The 15,700-nt window shown below is 68.8% G+C and carries 17 protein-coding genes; 4 read left to right on the top strand and 13 right to left on the bottom strand.

Annotation, left to right across the window (positions count from 1 at the left end; genetic code table 11):
- Positions 1-7: 7 nt before the first annotated feature.
- Both QFZ29_RS06715 and QFZ29_RS06710 read right to left on the bottom strand, forming a co-directional pair.
- Positions 8-697, bottom strand: coding sequence for a lysophospholipid acyltransferase family protein (locus tag QFZ29_RS06715; RefSeq protein ID WP_306893418.1), 690 nt, complete (start codon positions 695-697; stop codon positions 8-10).
- 51 nt (positions 698-748) lie between these two features.
- Entirely contained in the window at positions 749-1,699 is a 951-nt protein-coding gene (locus QFZ29_RS06710) for an ROK family glucokinase (protein ID WP_306893417.1), read from the bottom strand.
- Between the two features lie 152 nt (positions 1,700-1,851).
- On the opposite strand from QFZ29_RS06710, the gene QFZ29_RS06705 reads away from it, so the two are divergent.
- A complete protein-coding gene (locus QFZ29_RS06705) occupies positions 1,852-3,687 on the top strand; it encodes an AMP-dependent synthetase/ligase (RefSeq protein WP_306893416.1) in 1,836 nt (611 codons plus the stop codon).
- 71 nt (positions 3,688-3,758) lie between these two features.
- On the opposite strand, the gene def is transcribed toward QFZ29_RS06705, so the two are convergent.
- Genes def through QFZ29_RS06690 form a run of 3 tightly spaced genes read right to left on the bottom strand, consistent with a single transcriptional unit; the run spans position 3,759 to position 9,095 of the window.
- Positions 3,759-4,250, bottom strand: coding sequence for a peptide deformylase (gene def, locus QFZ29_RS06700; RefSeq protein WP_306893415.1), 492 nt, complete (start codon positions 4,248-4,250; stop codon positions 3,759-3,761).
- 11 nt (positions 4,251-4,261) lie between these two features.
- Entirely contained in the window at positions 4,262-5,653 is a 1,392-nt protein-coding gene (locus QFZ29_RS06695) for a MinD/ParA family ATP-binding protein (protein WP_306893414.1), read from the bottom strand.
- A 37-nt stretch (positions 5,654-5,690) separates the two neighbouring features.
- Positions 5,691-9,095 carry a pyruvate carboxylase gene (locus QFZ29_RS06690; protein WP_306893413.1) on the bottom strand — a complete coding sequence of 1,135 codons (3,405 nt, stop codon included), beginning with the start codon at positions 9,093-9,095 and terminating at the stop codon, positions 5,691-5,693.
- A gap of 75 nt (positions 9,096-9,170) precedes the next feature.
- Between QFZ29_RS06690 and QFZ29_RS06685 the strand changes: the two genes are divergently transcribed.
- Entirely contained in the window at positions 9,171-10,004 is an 834-nt protein-coding gene (locus QFZ29_RS06685; protein WP_129521504.1) for a ParA family protein, read from the top strand.
- 107 nt (positions 10,005-10,111) lie between these two features.
- On the opposite strand, the gene QFZ29_RS06680 is transcribed toward QFZ29_RS06685, so the two are convergent.
- The 5 genes from QFZ29_RS06680 to QFZ29_RS06660 form a co-directional block, all read right to left on the bottom strand.
- Positions 10,112-10,666 (bottom strand): MerR family transcriptional regulator, encoded by a 555-nt coding sequence (locus tag QFZ29_RS06680; RefSeq protein ID WP_306893412.1) that lies wholly within the window; start codon positions 10,664-10,666, stop codon positions 10,112-10,114.
- A gap of 112 nt (positions 10,667-10,778) precedes the next feature.
- Positions 10,779-11,471, bottom strand: a complete 693-nt coding sequence (gene ftsR, locus QFZ29_RS06675; protein ID WP_306893411.1) for a transcriptional regulator FtsR — start codon at positions 11,469-11,471, stop codon at positions 10,779-10,781.
- Complete coding sequence (locus tag QFZ29_RS06670; RefSeq protein WP_206737316.1) at positions 11,471-11,884, bottom strand: FHA domain-containing protein; 414 nt, start codon at positions 11,882-11,884, stop codon at positions 11,471-11,473. Before QFZ29_RS06670 ends, ftsR begins: the two co-directional genes overlap by 1 nt.
- Positions 11,885-11,994: 110 nt before the next feature.
- Positions 11,995-12,618 (bottom strand): CDP-alcohol phosphatidyltransferase family protein, encoded by a 624-nt coding sequence (locus QFZ29_RS06665; protein ID WP_306893410.1) that lies wholly within the window; start codon positions 12,616-12,618, stop codon positions 11,995-11,997.
- Between the two features lie 268 nt (positions 12,619-12,886).
- Positions 12,887-13,336, bottom strand: a complete 450-nt coding sequence (locus QFZ29_RS06660; protein WP_306893409.1) for an NUDIX domain-containing protein — start codon at positions 13,334-13,336, stop codon at positions 12,887-12,889.
- A gap of 68 nt (positions 13,337-13,404) precedes the next feature.
- Between QFZ29_RS06660 and QFZ29_RS06655 the strand changes: the two genes are divergently transcribed.
- Positions 13,405-13,776 carry an RNA-binding S4 domain-containing protein gene (locus tag QFZ29_RS06655; RefSeq protein WP_306893408.1) on the top strand — a complete coding sequence of 124 codons (372 nt, stop codon included), beginning with the start codon at positions 13,405-13,407 and terminating at the stop codon, positions 13,774-13,776.
- A gap of 48 nt (positions 13,777-13,824) precedes the next feature.
- Positions 13,825-14,118 carry a GNAT family N-acetyltransferase gene (locus QFZ29_RS06650; protein ID WP_306893407.1) on the top strand — a complete coding sequence of 98 codons (294 nt, stop codon included), beginning with the start codon at positions 13,825-13,827 and terminating at the stop codon, positions 14,116-14,118.
- A 15-nt stretch (positions 14,119-14,133) separates the two neighbouring features.
- Here the strand turns inward: QFZ29_RS06650 and QFZ29_RS06645 are convergent, their stop codons facing one another.
- The 3 genes from QFZ29_RS06645 to QFZ29_RS06635 form a co-directional block, all read right to left on the bottom strand.
- The gene (locus QFZ29_RS06645) at positions 14,134-14,343 is read right to left on the bottom strand and encodes a DUF2188 domain-containing protein (RefSeq protein WP_306893406.1); all 210 of its coding nucleotides are present in this window, start codon (positions 14,341-14,343) and stop codon (positions 14,134-14,136) included.
- A 133-nt stretch (positions 14,344-14,476) separates the two neighbouring features.
- Positions 14,477-14,617, bottom strand: a complete 141-nt coding sequence (locus QFZ29_RS06640) for a hypothetical protein (protein ID WP_164990524.1) — start codon at positions 14,615-14,617, stop codon at positions 14,477-14,479.
- A 133-nt stretch (positions 14,618-14,750) separates the two neighbouring features.
- The gene (locus QFZ29_RS06635) at positions 14,751-15,599 is read right to left on the bottom strand and encodes a hypothetical protein (RefSeq protein ID WP_306893405.1); all 849 of its coding nucleotides are present in this window, start codon (positions 15,597-15,599) and stop codon (positions 14,751-14,753) included.
- Between the last annotated feature and the right edge of the window lie 101 nt (positions 15,600-15,700).

The following is a 15,700-nucleotide window of genomic DNA, read 5'->3' as shown; positions in this document are numbered from 1 at the left end:
AACGAGCCTATCGCGATTGCGTGGCCCGCTGCTCCTTGACCGAACTCGCATACACGTCGACGTATTCCTGCCCGCTGAGTTCACGCAAGTCGTAGACGAGCTCATCGGTCACGGAGCGCAAGACGAAGCGGTCACCCTCGAGCCCCTCGAATCGGCTGAAATCGAGCGGCTCGCCGAACACCAGGCCGATGCGGCGCACCTTCGGCAACCGGGTGCCGATCGGCATGACGCGCTCGGTGCCGATCATGGCGACGGGGATGACCGGCACCCCGGCCTCGAGCACCATGCGCGCAACTCCGGTGCGCCCCCGGTAGAGGCGTGCGTCGGGGCTGCGGGTCCCCTCGGGGTAGATCCCGAGGATGTGGCCTTCGCCGAGGACGCGAAGTCCGGTCTCGAGCGACGCCTCCGACGCTTTGCCGCCCGAGCGGTCGATCGGCAGCTGTCCGGCGGCCTGGAAGAACACCCGCGTCGCCCAGCCCTTGAGCCCCTTGCCGGTGAAGTACTCGCTCTTGGCGAGGAAGATCACCGGGCGGTCGACGACGAGCGGCAGGAAGATCGAGTCGATGAACGAGAGGTGATTGCTCGCGAGCACGACGGCGCCGTCTTTCGGCACGTGCTCGAGCCCCACGACCCAGGGGCGGAAGATCGACAGCAGGATCGGCCCGACCACGAGGTTCTTCATGATCCAGTAGAACACCGTGCGGCCCCTTCCCTGCCAGTGGTCACGCCCAGCCTATCGCCGGGCGATTCAGGCGTGTTCGGCGACCCACACACGGGCGAGGTCGGCTGCGCCGACGACCCCGGCGTCGTTCTCGAGTTCTGCGATCACGAAGTCGGGTTCGGGGTGGTACCCGCGGGCCGGCAGGTGCTCGAGGTACGCCTCGCGCACCGGACCGAGGAGGAGCTCGCCGGCGACGGCCACGCCGCCGCCGAACACGAATCGCTGCGGGTCGAGCACAGCCGACAGGCTCGCGGCCGCCTGGCCCAACCAGTGACCCAGTTGGCGGAGCGCAGCGACGGCGCCCGGGTCCTCGATTTCGATGAGCGCGCCGACGGAACGGCCGTCGAGCGACCCGTTCTCGTCGCGCACCCGCGCGAGAGCCTGACCGATGCCGCCGGCGTCGGCGATCTCGTTGGCCATGCGGAGCAGCGCCCTTCCGGAGCCGTACTGCTCGAGGCATCCGCGCTGGCCGCAGCCGCACGCGAGGCCGTCGGGCACGACCCGAAGGTGGCCGAGCTCGGCGCCTGCGCCGAAGCCGCCACGGAACAAGCGGTCTCCGGCAACGATCGCGCCGCCCACACCGGTGCCGATCGTGAGCATCGCCATGTCGCTCACCATGCGACCCGCGCCGTAGCGGAACTCGGCCCAGCCCGCGGCGTTCGCATCGTTGTCGACGACGACGGTCGTGCCGACTCGAGCCTCGAGCTTCTCGCGGAAGGGTTCGTTGCGCCAGTTGATGTTGGGGGCGTAGTACACGGTGGACTGCGCGGCGTCGATGAAGCCCGCTGCAGCGACTCCGACCGCGGTGATCTCCTGCCCGGCGCTGAGCGAGTGGATCATCGCGACGACGGCGTCTTCGAGGCTGGCCGGGTCGCCTGCCGGAGTGGGCACGCGCTCGCTGCGCACCATGGCTCCGAAGTCGTCGACGACCGCACCCGCGATCTTCGTACCACCGATGTCGATTCCGATCGCGTGCACCGGCAACTGCCTTCCAGGAGAGGGGTGAAGTCGAGACGCGCCAGGCCCTGATGGCCGGGCGGGCAACGACTAGAGTGTAATGGACCCCAATGCCGAGGTTTGCGCAAGCACCCGCGCCGCGCGTGACCCTCCCCGGTGCCGAAGGAGCTACCGTGATCGAATTCGCTACCCCAGCCGTGGTGGCCCCCGACCCTGAGGCGAATACCACCGATCTCCTCGTCGATCGCGTAGCTGCGACTCCCGACTCCGTGCTGTTCTCGTTGCCGACCGCCGACGGCGGATGGTCGCCGGTGACGACTCGTGAGTTCTACGACCAGGTCATCGCCCTCGCGAAGGGCCTCGTCGCTGCCGGCATCCAGCCCGGCGACAAGATCGGCCTCATGTGCAAGACGCGCTACGAGTGGACCCTCGTCGACTTCGCGACGTGGTTCGCCGGAGCGGTGCTCGTTCCCATCTACGAGACGAGCTCGCCCGCGCAGGTGCGCTGGAACCTCTCCGACTCCGGCGCCATCGCCGTCATCGTCGAGACGCCCGATCACTTCGCCCGCTTCGACGAGGTGCATCCCGAGCTCCCCGCCATCCGCAACGTGTGGCAGATCGACCTCGGCGACCTCGACAAACTCACCGCCGCGGGCACCGAGGTGGCCGACGACGAGATCGAGCGCCGCCGCAATCTCGCGGTCGGCTCCGACATCGCGACACTCATCTACACGTCAGGCTCCACCGGCAAGCCGAAGGGCTGCGTGCTCACCCACTCGAACTTCGTCGAGACCTCGCGCAACTCCGCCATCGCGCTGAAGGAGGTCGTGCTCGATCCGAACGGCGCCTCGACGCTGCTGTTCATCACGACTGCGCACATCTTCGCCAGGTTCATCGCCGTGCTGAGCGTGCACGCCGGCGTGCGCGTGGGCCACCAGCCCGATACGAAGCAGTTGCTGCCGTCACTCGGCACGTTCAAGCCGACCTTCCTCCTCGCAGTCCCGCGAGTGTTCGAGAAGGTCTACAACGTCTCAGAGCAGAAGGCCGAGGCGGGCGGCAAGGGCAAGATCTTCCGCACCGCGGCCGACACCGCGGCCGCCTACTCGATGGCGAAGGCGGCCGGCAGCCACGTGCCGTTCGCACTCAAGCTGAAGTTCCGCGTCTTCGACAAGCTCGTGTACTCGAAGCTTCGAGCGGCGATGGGCGGCAACGTCAAGTACGCGGTGTCGGGGTCTGCGCCGCTCGGCCCACGTCTCGGGCACTTCTACCACTCGCTCGGCATCGTGATCCTCGAGGGCTACGGGCTCACCGAGACCACCGCCCCCGCCACCGTGAACCTCGCGAACAAGTCGAAGATCGGCACGGTCGGCCCGCCGCTTCCCGGCGTCGCGGTGCGCACCGCCGACGACGGCGAGATCGAGATCAAGGGCGTCAACGTCTTCAAGGAGTACTGGAAGAATCCCGAGGCGACCGCAGCGACGTTCGACGGCGACTGGCTCAAGACCGGCGACATCGGTTCCTTCGACAGCGACGGCTTCCTGACCATCACCGGTCGCAAGAAGGAGATCATCGTCACGGCGGGCGGCAAGAACGTGGCACCCGCGGCGCTCGAGGATCCGATCCGGGCGAACCCGCTCGTCGGACAGGTCATCGCGGTGGGCGACAAGAAGCCCTTCATCTCCGCACTCATCACGCTCGACACCGAGATGCTTCCCGTCTGGCTCAACAACAACGGCGAAGACGCGGGCATGACGGTCGACGAGGCCATCACGAACCCCGCCGTCCTCGCCGAGGTGCAGCGTGCGATCGACGCCGCGAACGAGAACGTCTCGCGTGCGGAATCGATCCGCAAGTTCACGATCCTTCCGATCGAGCTCACTGAGGCGAGCGGTCACCTGACGCCGAAGATGAGCATCAAGCGCAACGTCATCCTCGAGGACTTCTCCCCGCAGATCGAGGCGATGTACTCGGGCGCGCCCGCGACCGAGGGCCACTCGATCGTGCAGTGAACTGAGCAGTACAGCGGAACGGGCCCTCGCCGACCGGCGGGGGCCCATTCTCGTTCGCGGCGGGCTCGGCGCTAGAACCAGTCGGACTCGCGAACCTGCTTCATCGCAAGACGCCGCTGCGGCTTCTCGAGTCGATCGAGGTAGAGGATGCCGTCGAGATGGTCGGTCTCATGCTGCAGCGCCTGGGCCATGAGGCCGGTTCCCTCGAGCTCGATCTCGTTGCCGTCGAGGTCGATGCCCCGAACACGCGCGAACGGATGTCTCGGTGTCGGGTGCCAGAGACCGGGCACCGACAGGCATCCCTCGTCGACGAGTTCGGGCTCGCCCGAGACCTCGACGATGACGGGATTCAGGATGTAGCCGACCTCACCCTCGATGTTGTAGCTGAACGCCCTGACGTTCACCCCGATCTGCGCCGCGGCGACGCCGGCCCGGCCGGGAATCCGCACACTGTCGAGGAGGTCGTCGACGAGCGCGCGCACGCCATCGTCGACCTGTTCGACGGGGGCTGAGATGGTTTTGAGGACGGGGTCGCCGAACAGGCGAATGGGACGTTCCGGCAATTGCGCTCCGATCAATGCCCGCGGTCGACGGGCAGGCCTTCCACCACGAGGGCGGCCAGTTCTCGCGCCGCGTGCTGCGTGACGGGGCGCAATCCATGCCAGTTCACGACCGAGCCGGCCGCGAGCTGCGGGTCGTAGGGAATGCGCACGATCTCGCGCACACGTGACTGGAAGTGCGCCTCGATCTCGTCGACCTTGACGAGGTGGGTGCCTTGCGTTGCGAGGTTGATCGCCACGATGGCATTGCGCACGAGCTCGCCGTAGCCGTTCGCCTCGAGCCAGGTGAGCGTCTCGGAGGCGAGCCGCGCCTCGTCGACACTGCCACCGGAGACGACCACGATGGAGTCGGCGCGCTGCAGCGTCGCGCTCATCACGGAGTGCACGATGCCCGTTCCGCAATCGGTGAGGACGATCGAGTAGTACCGCGCCGCGAGGCCCGCCACGATGTTGTAGTCGTTGTCGTCGAACGCCTCGGACAGCGTCGGGTCGGTGTCGGACGCGAGGATGTCCAGTCGGGTCTCATCGCGCGAGACGAACGACGAGAAGTCGGTGTATCCGCCGATCGACGCGGCCTTCGTCACGACGTCGCGGACCGTCTCACGGGTCTGCCGGTCGACGCGTTCGGCGAGCGTGCCTCGATCGGGGTTCGCGTCGATCGCGATCACGCGGTCGTCGCGCGCATCGGCGAGAGCCATGCCCAGGAGTGCCGTGATGGTCGTCTTACCGACGCCGCCCTTGCGGGTGAGCACCGGCACGAAGCGGGCGCCGCCCTCGAAGCGCTTCTGGATGCGCTGGCTCATGGCCTTGTGCGCGCGCACCTTCGCCGAGTCGCCGAGGTTGATGAGGTGGAGCGACGCCTCGTAGAGGAAGCGGTTCATGCCACCGTGCGGAGCCGGGCGGGTCGTGCGATTGAGGTCGATGAGCCGATCGGCGGTCAGCGACTCGGGGCGTTCGGGCACCTCGGAGGGCTCGCCCTCGTCACCCGGCACCTCGACCACGGCGACGTGGGTGCCGACGGCGGCGCTCACCCGCTCGCTTGGCGTGCGTGCGGAATCCGAGGCGAGCAGGGCGCTGTAGGGCGAGGGCTCGCGGCGGTAGCCGCTGCGCGCGCCTGAGCCGTGCAGTGCGGGCGTGACCACCTCGATCGACATGGTGCCCCGGGCGCCTTCCGCCACGGCTCCGGGGTTGACCGTGACCTCGTCGATCGCCACGGCGACCTCGTCTTCGGGCATCTCGTGCACGGGTGCCGGCGGCAGGTCGACACGGAGGTCGAGGCTCTCGGGCAGTGCGTCTGCCCTGCGCGAGCGGTTCGCCCGCGGCAGGTCTCCGTGCTCGACGGCCGTCGTGCGGGTCGCGCCCACACGTCGGGTCGCCGGCTTGTGATCGTTCTCGTTCTCAGCCACCGATACCCCTCCTCATCAGCGCCAATGCATGCACAGCCTAGCGCGGACGCACGACGACGAGGAGATCACCCGCCTCGACCTGCTGCGTCTTGGGAATCGCCACCCGCTCGATGACTCCTGCGATGGGCGAGGTGATGGCCGCCTCCATCTTCATCGCCTCGATGGAGGCGACGCTCTGCCCGGCGGCGATCTCGGCACCGACCTCGGTCTGCAGGGTCACCACGCCGGAGAACGGCGCGGCGATCTGGCCCGGCTGCGAGGCATCCGCCTTCTCGGCCGCTCGCGTCTCGACCACGATGCTGCGGTCGCGCACGAAGACGGGGCGCAACTGGCCGTTCAGGATGGTCATCACGGTGCGCATGCCCTTGTCGTCGGCCTCGCCGATCGCCTCGAGTCCGGCGTACAGTCGCACTCCCTTGTCGATCTCGACGACGTGCTCGGCGCCCTGCCGGAGCCCGTAGAGGTAGTCGGCCGTGTCGACCGACGAGAGATCCCCGAAGAGCTCGCGGATCTGCTCGAACTGGCGCGTGGGCGCCGGGAAGAGCAGCGCATTCAGCATCGAGCGGCGCGTGATGCTGTCTGCCTCCAGCGCCTCCTGCTGCTCATCGGTGAGCTCCGTGACGCCGATGCGCACGTCTCTGCCGGCGAGCACCTTCGTGCGGAAGGGTTCAGGCCAGCCGCCCGGCAGGTCGCCGAGCTCCCCGGCCATGAATCCGACCACCGAGTCGGGCACGTCGTACTTCTCGGGGTTCGCCGCGAAGTCGGCGGGGTCCGCCTTCACCGCCGCGAGATGCAGGGCCAGGTCGCCGACGACCTTCGACGACGGTGTCACCTTCGGCACTCGGCCGAGAATCGTATTCGCCGCGGCGTACATGTCTTCGATGAGCTCGAAATCGTCGGCAAGGCCGAGTGCGATCGCCTGCTGGCGCAGGTTGGAGAGCTGCCCACCGGGGATCTCGTGGTGGTATACGCGACCGGTGGGACCGGGCAGGCCCGACTCGAAGGGCCGGTAGACGCGGCGGACCGCCTCCCAGTAGGGCTCGAGGTCGGCCACGGCCTGCAGCGAGATGCCGGTGTCGCGTTCGGTGTGCGCGAGCGCGGCGACGAGCGCTGACGCAGAGGGCTGGCTCGTGGTGCCGGCCATCGGCGCGCTCGCAACGTCGACCGCGTCGACGCCGGCGCGACTGGCCGCGAGCAGGGTCGCCAGCTGCCCGCCTGCGGTGTCGTGCGTGTGGAGGTGCACTGGCAGGTCGAAGCGTTCGCGCAGGGCCGTGACGAGCCGCTCAGCCGCCGTGGGGCGGAGCAGGCCTGCCATGTCCTTGATCGCGATAATGTGCGCTCCTGCGTCGACCATCTCGTCGGCGAGGCCGAGGTAGTAGTCGAGCGTGTACAGGTCTTCGGCGGGATCGAGCAGGTCGCCCGTGTAGCAGAGTGAGACCTCGGCGATCGCGTGCCCGGTCGCGAGCACCGCATCGATCGCCGGACGCATCTGCGAGACGTCGTTGAGCGCGTCGAAGATCCGGAAGATGTCGACCCCGGTGGCAGCGGCCTCGCGCACGAACGCGTCGGTCACCTCGGTCGGGTACGGCGTGTAGCCGACGGTGTTGCGTCCGCGAAGCAGCATCTGGATGTTGATGTTCGGCAGTGCCTCGCGGAGCGCAGCGAGGCGCTCCCAGGGGTCTTCGCCGAGGAAGCGGAGGGCGACGTCGTAGGTGGCTCCGCCCCACGCCTCGACCGAGAGGAGCTCGGGCGTCATCCGTGCGACGTACGGCGCCACGGCGACGAGATCCCTCGTGCGCACGCGAGTGGCGAGGAGCGACTGGTGGGCGTCGCGGAAGGTCGTCTCGGTCACGGCGAGCGGGACCTGCTCGCGGAGTGCCCTGGCGAATCCCACGGGGCCGAGCTCGAGCAGCCGCTGCCGGGAGCCGTCGGGCGCGGGCGTCGACACGTCGATCGCCGGGAGCTTCTCGACGGGGTGCACGCTCGTGGGCGCCGGTCCGTTCGGCTGGTTCACCGTGACATCCGCGAGCCAGTTCAGGATCTTCGTGCCGCGGTCCTTCGAGACGCGACCGCGCAGGAGACCGGGGCGCTCATCGATGAACGAGGTGCTCAGGTCGCCGGCGACGAACGACGGATCTTCGAGCACGGCCTGGAGGAAGGAGATGTTCGTCGAGACGCCGCGGATGCGGAACTCGGCGAGAGCGCGTTTGGCACGGGCCACCGCGGCGGGGTAGTCGCGCCCGCGGCACGTGAGCTTCGCGAGCATCGAGTCGAAATGGGGGCTGATCTGCGCGCCGGGGTTCACCGTGCCGCCGTCGAGTCGGATGCCGGCACCGCCCGGCGAGCGGTACGTCGTGATCCTGCCCGTGTCGGGGCGGAACCCGGCCGTGGGGTCCTCGGTCGTGATGCGGCACTGCAGGGCGGCACCCCGGAGCCGGATCGAATCCTGCAGCAGGCCGAGCTCGGCGAGGGACTCCCCTGCCGCGATACGGATCTGCGAGACGACGAGGTCGACGTCGGTGACCTCCTCGGTCACGGTGTGCTCGACCTGGATTCGCGGGTTCATCTCGATGAAGACGTGCTGCCCCGCCCGCTCCCCCGCCGTGTCGAGGAGGAACTCGACGGTGCCGGCGTTGACGTAGCCGATCGACCGGGCGAACGCGATCGCATCTGTGTAGAGCGCCTGCCGAACGTCGTCGGAGAGATTCGGCGCCGGAGCGATCTCGATGACCTTCTGGTGGCGACGCTGCACCGAGCAGTCGCGCTCGAAGAGGTGCACGGTCTCGCCCGAGGCATCCGCGAGCACCTGGACCTCGATGTGGCGCGGCCGGATGACGGCCTGCTCGAGGAACATCGTCGGATCGCCGAAGGCGCTGTCGGCCTCGCGCATGGCCTCTTCGAGGGAGCCGCGCAGCTCATCCTTCGAGTTGACGCGGCGCATGCCGCGGCCGCCGCCGCCCGCGACCGCCTTGGCGAAGATCGGGAAGCCGATCTCCTCGGCCTGGGCCACGAGGGTCTCGATGTCGCGCGACGGCGGCGTGGACTTCAACACCGGCACCCCGGCCGCGATCGCGTGCTCCTTCGCCGTGACCTTGTTGCCCGCCATCTCGAGCACGCGCTTCGGCGGCCCGATGAACGTGATGCCCGCCTCGTCGGCCGCCTGCGCGAGCTCGGGGTTCTCGGAGAGGAACCCGTAACCGGGGTAGATCGCGTCGGCGCCCGATTCCTTCGCCACGCGAATGATCTCCGACACGTCGAGGTAGGCCCGCACCGGATGCCCCGGCTCGCCGATCTGGTAGGCCTCATCCGCTTTCAGGCGATGCAGCGAATTGCGATCCTCGAAGGGATACACCGCGACGGTCTTCGCACCGAGCTCGACGGCTGCACGAAACGCGCGAATGGCGATCTCACCGCGATTGGCTACCAGGATCTTCGTGAACATGCAGGCCTTTCAGACGGTTTTCCGCACAGCGAACGTTTAGGTATCGACTGAGTAGTAAAGGTAACGTATCTGTTCGTGCACGTACTCAGCGTCAGTTCCTTGAAGGGCGGTGTCGGCAAGACGACCGTCACCCTCGGACTGGCGTCGGCAGCGTTCGCGCGCGGCGTCCGGACCCTCATCGTCGACCTCGATCCGCAGTCCGACGTCTCGACCGGAATGGACATCCAAGTCGCCGGCCATCTCAACGTCGCCGACGTGCTGGCCTCGCCCAAGGAGAAGATCGTGCGCTCGGCGATCGCGCCGAGCGGCTGGGCGCGATCGAACCCCCAGTCCACGATCGACGTGATGATCGGCAGCCCGTCGGCCATCAACTTCGATGGGCCGCATCCGTCGATCCGCGACATCTGGAAGCTCGAGGAGGCCCTCGCCAATGTCGAGGCCGACTACGAGCTCGTGCTCATCGACTGCGCACCGTCGCTCAACGCGCTCACGCGCACCGCTTGGGCGGCGAGCGACCGCGTGGCCGTGGTCACCGAACCGGGACTGTTCTCGGTCGCGGCGGCAGACCGCGCACTTCGCGCGATCGAGGAGATCCGGCGCGGCCTCTCCCCCAGGCTCCAGCCGCTCGGCATCATCGTGAATCGCGCCCGCGTGCAATCGCTCGAGCACCAGTTCCGCATCAAGGAACTGCGCGACATGTTCGGCCCGCTCGTACTCTCTCCGCAGCTGCCCGAGCGCACCTCGCTGCAGCAGGCGCAGGGCGCCGCGAAGCCGCTGCACATGTGGCCCGGCGAGAGCGCCGAGGAGATGTCGGCCAACTTCGACCAGCTGCTCGACCGGGTGCTGCGCACGGCCCGCATCGGCGAGTACGCGGGCACCCCGCTCGAGATCGACTCCACCGTCATCTGACGTCACATCGGTCGGCAGCACGGCCGCATAGGGCGCGCCGGGGGCCACTTCGCGTCCGCGCTGCACGGGAACGGGCGACCGCGCCGCTCAGGAGCCGCGTAGGGTCGTCAGGAGATCTTGCGCGACTGCACGCCGCGACGCACGGCGAGCTCGTCCATAGGATCGGCATGTTGCGTGTCGAGCTCGACGAGCGTCGACTCGACCTCGCGGAGCACCTTGCCGACGGCGATGCCGAACACCCCCTGACCGCGGTTGACGAGATCGATGACCTCGTCGTCTGACGTGCACAGGTACACGCTCGCGCCGTCGCTCATGAGCGTGGTCTGTGCGAGGTCATCGATGCCGGACTCACGCAGCTGTGTGACCGCGGTGCGGATCTGCTGCAGCGAGATGCCGGTGTCGAGGAGCCGCTTCACGAGCTTCAGCACGAGGATGTCGCGGAAGCCGTAGAGGCGTTGCGATCCCGACCCGGCTGCGCCGCGAACGGTCGGTTCGACGAGCTGCGTGCGGGCCCAGTAGTCGAGCTGGCGGTAGCTGATGCCCGCGGCTCGAGCAGCGACCGCACCGCGATAGCCCGCGGCGTCGTCGTGCTCGGGCATGCCGTCGGTGAAGAGCAGGCCGAGGTCGTACCGCGAGCGTGCCGTCTGGTCGAGCTCACTCATCCGATCGCCCCTCGCTCTCACGCCTCGCACCCCATCGGCGCGAGTTCCACGCTACCCACGTGAGGGGGGTCTGCCAAACACATCGGGCCGAACGTCACGGCGTGTCGCGCGATCACCGAGCGAGGCGGCTGAATGCGCTGCGCAGCACGCTCGCGTGCACGGCGTCGAGGTGCCCGGCGAGCTCGAGCCCGCGCTCGGCGGCGCGTGCCTTGCCGGCCGCGTCCGATCGCCGCGAAGGGGCGATGGCGTGCTCGATGAGCGCCGCCTCACGCTCGGCGGCGGCGCGCATGCCGCGCAGGTGACGGGGCTCGATGCCGACGCTGCGCAGGGCGACGAGCGCCCGCAGGGTGGCGAGCGCCTCGTCGCCGTAGAGGTCGGAGGCCGGCAGCAGCGAAGCGGAGACGGCGTCGTCGAGCAGCGAAGCCGTCGCGCCGGCCTGTGCGATGAGCTCGTCACGGCGAAGCCGGCGGGCACCCGCGAGGAACGCCGCCGCGCTCGTGGCACCCGGCAGCGCCGGTGTCTCGCCCGCGTCGATCGCTTCGAGATGGGTACGGATCACCTTGAGCGGCAGGTAGTGGTCGCGCTGCATCGAGAGCACGACCGTGATGCGCTCCACATCGGCGTTGGAGAACTTGCGATACCCGGACGCCGTACGCGCCGGTGCCACGAGCCGCTGCTCCTCGAGGAACCGCAGCTTCGACGGGGTCAGCTCGGGGAACTCGGGCTGAAGCCTCGCGAGAACCTGACCGATGCCGAGCAGTGGGGCCTGGCCGCTCGCGTGGGTGGACGCAGCGGTGCCCGCCACTAGGAACTCGCCAGCGGCGCCAGATCGCGTCGGGATGCGTAGAAGGTGAGACGGAACTTGCCGATCTGCACCTCGGCGCCATCGCTCAGCAGCGCGGTCTCGATGCGCACGCCGTCGAAATAGGTGCCGTTGAGCGAACTCAGGTCTTTCACCTCGAATGCGGTGCCATGGCGGAGGAACTCCGCGTGCTTGCGCGAGACGGTGACGTCGTCGAGGAAGATGTCGGCATTGGGGTGACGCCCGACGGTCGTGACGTCGGTGTCGAGCAGGAACCGCGCCCCGCTGTTGGGACCGCGCCGCACGATCAGGAGCGCCGAGCCGGACGGCAACGCCGCGATCGCCTCCTGCTCTTCGGCTGTGGTGTCGGCATCGACAGCGCTGAGCTGTGCCGCCGCCTCACGACTGAAGCCGATCGTGCTGTCGTTCGTATTGCCGACGTGCGCATGAGCCGTGGTCGCCGTCGAAGGTTCGCCGTCGGCCTCGTTCGTACCGCCAGCCCGAGTGATATCAGAATCCGCCACGGCTAACCTCCCTGTTCAAGCGTATCTGATCGCGGGTCGTCTTCCACACGCGGCATGCGGATGACGCGCGCGGTCTCGATCGCGTAGATGATGCCGGCCCACCAGTAAAGGAAGGCCCCCCAGAGCGTGATCGCCCATCCGATGGGTTCGCTGACCGGCGCCACGGCGGGGAACGCGAACCCGAGCATGATGACGGGCAATCCGAAGAAGAGCGCGAACGTCGCAACCTTCCCGAGCTGGTGCACGGGCAGGGGCCCGTAGCCGTGGTTCGCGAGCACAACGCCGAGCACGAGCAGGAACACGTCGCGCGCCACGATCAGCACGACGATCCACCAGGGCACGAGGTCGCGAGCGGCGAGGCCGATGAGCGCCGCGAAGATGTAGAGGCGGTCGGCCGCGGGGTCGAGGAGCTGCCCGAGCCGGGTCACCTGCCCGAGCCTCCGGGCGAGATATCCGTCGAGCAGGTCGGTGAAGCTCGCCACCACGAGCACGACGAGCGCGACGATGTCGTCGCCACGCACGATGAAGACGAGGAATACCGGCACGAGTGCCAGTCGGAGCATGCTGAGGAGGTTCGGGATCGTCCATATACGAGACCCCACCGCCCCCGCGCTCTCCCCAGCCACGGCTCGATCCTATCGACCCGCGCAATGCGGCCCCGGGTCCACTCGTCGTGTGTCTCGTCATCTGCTCCACGATCACCCTCACGACTGGGCTCGTCTCGGTATTCGCCCTCTTCAACTGCTGTTCATCTTGGCGGCTGGGACCTCGTGCTTCCCAATCGCCTTCCTGGCGTTCCTCGCCAGCGAAGCGACCGCCGACCGGCAGCAGTGGCTGTTAACGCCTACCGGGCGCGCACCTCGGCCATCGTGCCGTGGTTCCCGCGCTCGCCCGTCAGAGCCGCGCCCTGAGCCCAGGCCAAGCCTCGGCGAACCGCGGATGCAGCGGCAGCTCGGTGATGCGATCGACCGCGATCCAGCGCAGCTCGATGCTCTCGGGGTCGCTCACGACCGGCTCGAACCGCTCGATCGCATCGGCGACGACCGTCGTGTACGACCAGTATCCGAGATCGAGCACGGCGCTGAATCGCACCGAGAGGAGCGCCGGCGGCACGCCGGCCTCCTCGCCGGCCTCACGTAGGGCAGCGTCGATGGCGCTCTCGTGTTCGTGGCGCGCGCCGCCGGGCATCCCCCAGGTGCCACCGAAGTGGCTCCATTCGGCTCGATGCTGCAGGAGGACTTCGAATCGGGGACTCACAGCGAGCAGGCCTGCTGCACCGTACCTGCCCCAGTAGCGAGCGCCGTCGGGCCCCTCGACCCACGCATCGCCGCTCGTTCCGCTCATGCATCCAGCATGACGCACCGACGCCAGGGGAAGGTTCGTGCGGACGAGCCCGGCCGTAGGCTTGGGTCATGGTCGGCGACTCCCCCGTTCGCGTCGACGCATGGCTCTGGGCGGTGCGTCAGTTCAAGACGCGCTCCGCTGCCACGTCGGCGTGCCGGGCCGGCCACGTGCGCGTCAACGGCGAGCGTGCGAAAGCGGCGCAACCGGTGCGTCCGGGTGACGAGGTGCGCGTGCGCATCGAGGGCTTCGATCGGACCCTGATCGTGCGCCAGACCCTCGTCAAGCGAGTCTCGGCGGCCGTCGCCGCCACCGCACTCGAAGACCGCACCCCACCACCACCACCGCGCGAGACCGTTGCGCTCACCCCCGTGCGGGAGCGCGGCGCCGGGCGGCCGACGAAACGGGAGCGACGCGACCTCGAGCGCCTGCGCGGCCACTGATCGGTGCGCCGAGGGCCGCGGGTCCGCGGCCGGGCGTAGCCTGTTGGGGTGCAGAAGGAACTCACCCACGAACCGGATGCCCGCCGCTACGTTCTGCGCGTCGACGGCGACCTCGCGAGCGTGCTCGACTACCGCGTGCTCGGCGATTCCATCGCGTTCACGCGCACCTTCACGAATCCGCCGTATCGCGGCAGCGGACTCGCGGGCGAGCTCGTGCGGTTCGCGGTCGACGACGTCGACGCGACATCCGACCGCCGCATCGTGCCGAGCTGCTGGTACGTCGGCGAGTGGTTCGACCGTCATCCCGATCGCGCGGGGCTGCTCGACCCGCGATCCGTCTGACCGGGAGCGTCGGACTCAGAGCGAGGCTTCGCCCTCGTCGGTGATGACGCCCGTCTCCTCGCTCTCGAGCACGACATGCTGCGATCCGAGCTGCAACGCAAGGGAGCGCCCGGCGTCGACGGCCTCTTCGCGACTGCGGAACGACTCGGAGAGCTCCTCGCCGCCGATCACGCGGTTCACCCACTGGCCGCGCTTGGACATGGTGACGACGTCGCCCTCATTCATGGTGCCTCCCGGGGTCGAGCGGCGACGCAGCCGCGCCAGAGCGCTGCTCGCGTCATCCGCCCGTCCAGTCAATCGCACCCGATCGGCGAGGGAAACCCCCGGCCGATGCGGCTGCGGAGCGACCCGGGAACTCCTACCGCTTGCGGTGCGTGGCCTCGCTCACGTCGTTGCCGGCGCGGTTCTCGACCTTGGCCTTCTTGTCGGCACGCTTCTCTTTGAGCGTCTTGCTGGCTGCCGTCTTGGAGGACGACTTCTTCGGCGACTTATCTGACACGGTGACGCCCTTTGATCGGGGGCTCGAACGGCCCCTTGGGTGCAAGACTACGCGTGCTGGAAGCGCTGCCGGCACTCCGGGGCCGATTCCCAGCCGCGCCTCCCCGAAGGTCAGCGGGCCGGGGCCGGGCGGATCAGTACCAGTTCACCGATTGCGAGTGCGACCACGCGCTGCACGGCGTGCCGTAGCCCCGCGCGATGTAGTCGAGTCCCCAGGTGACCTGCGTCGTCGCGTTGGTCTCCCAGTCGGAGCCCGCGGTGGCCATCTTGCTGCCGGGCAGCGACTGCGGGATGCCGGTCGCGCCGCTCGAAGCGTTGTAGGCGGTGTACGACCAGCCCGATTCCTTCTGCCAGAGCTGGTCGAGGCACTGGAACTGGGCGTCGCCCCAGCCGTACTTCGCCGCTGCGAGCGAGCGGGCGGTGGCGCGGGCGCCGTCGGGCGTGTTCCCGGCCGCAAGGGCCTGGGCGGCGGCGGCGGCCTCTTCGGCTCGTACGCGGTCGTACTCAGCTGCCGCGGCGGCCGCCTTCTCGATCTCGGCCCGAGTCTGGGCAGTGAGGTCGACGAGCGAGTCGATCGGCAGCGTCTGGAAGTCGCCGAGAGAGGCGACGGATGCCGCGAGCCCCGACGAGTCGACCTTCCCGTCGACGGCGGCGAGCGTGGCGTTCGCCACGGTGAGCGTGTCGGCGGCCGTGTCGATCGCGCGGGCTTCGGCGATCGTGCTGTACACGCCGAGCTGATCGTGGTCGAGTCCGGTGGACTCGGTCAGCGCGGTCGTGGCGTCGATGCGTGCTTGCGTCGCGACGGCCGACTGCACCGTGAATCCGGTGCCGGCGACAAGGCCGGCGGCGGCGATCGCACCGGCGATCATGAGGCGCTTGCGGCCGGTTCGGCGATGGCGGAGGCCGCGCCTCGTGGCAATCTCGGTGGTGCTGTTCTCGATGGACTCTGCAGTGGCGGGTGTCGTGGGGGTATCGATAGGCATGGGTTTCTGGGCTGCTCGGATCAGTGTCGGGGCGGGGGGTCGGCCCCGGGCCGGGGCACAAGTCAGACACTCTGCCGTGCGAATCTGTACAGATCCTCAGT

The sequence above is a fragment of the Agromyces albus genome (genome assembly GCF_030815405.1).
Taxonomy (GTDB): Bacteria; Actinomycetota; Actinomycetes; order Actinomycetales; family Microbacteriaceae; genus Agromyces; species Agromyces albus_A.
The sequence above is the reverse complement of the archived record's forward strand: the minus strand, read 5'-3'. Positions and strand labels throughout refer to the sequence as shown.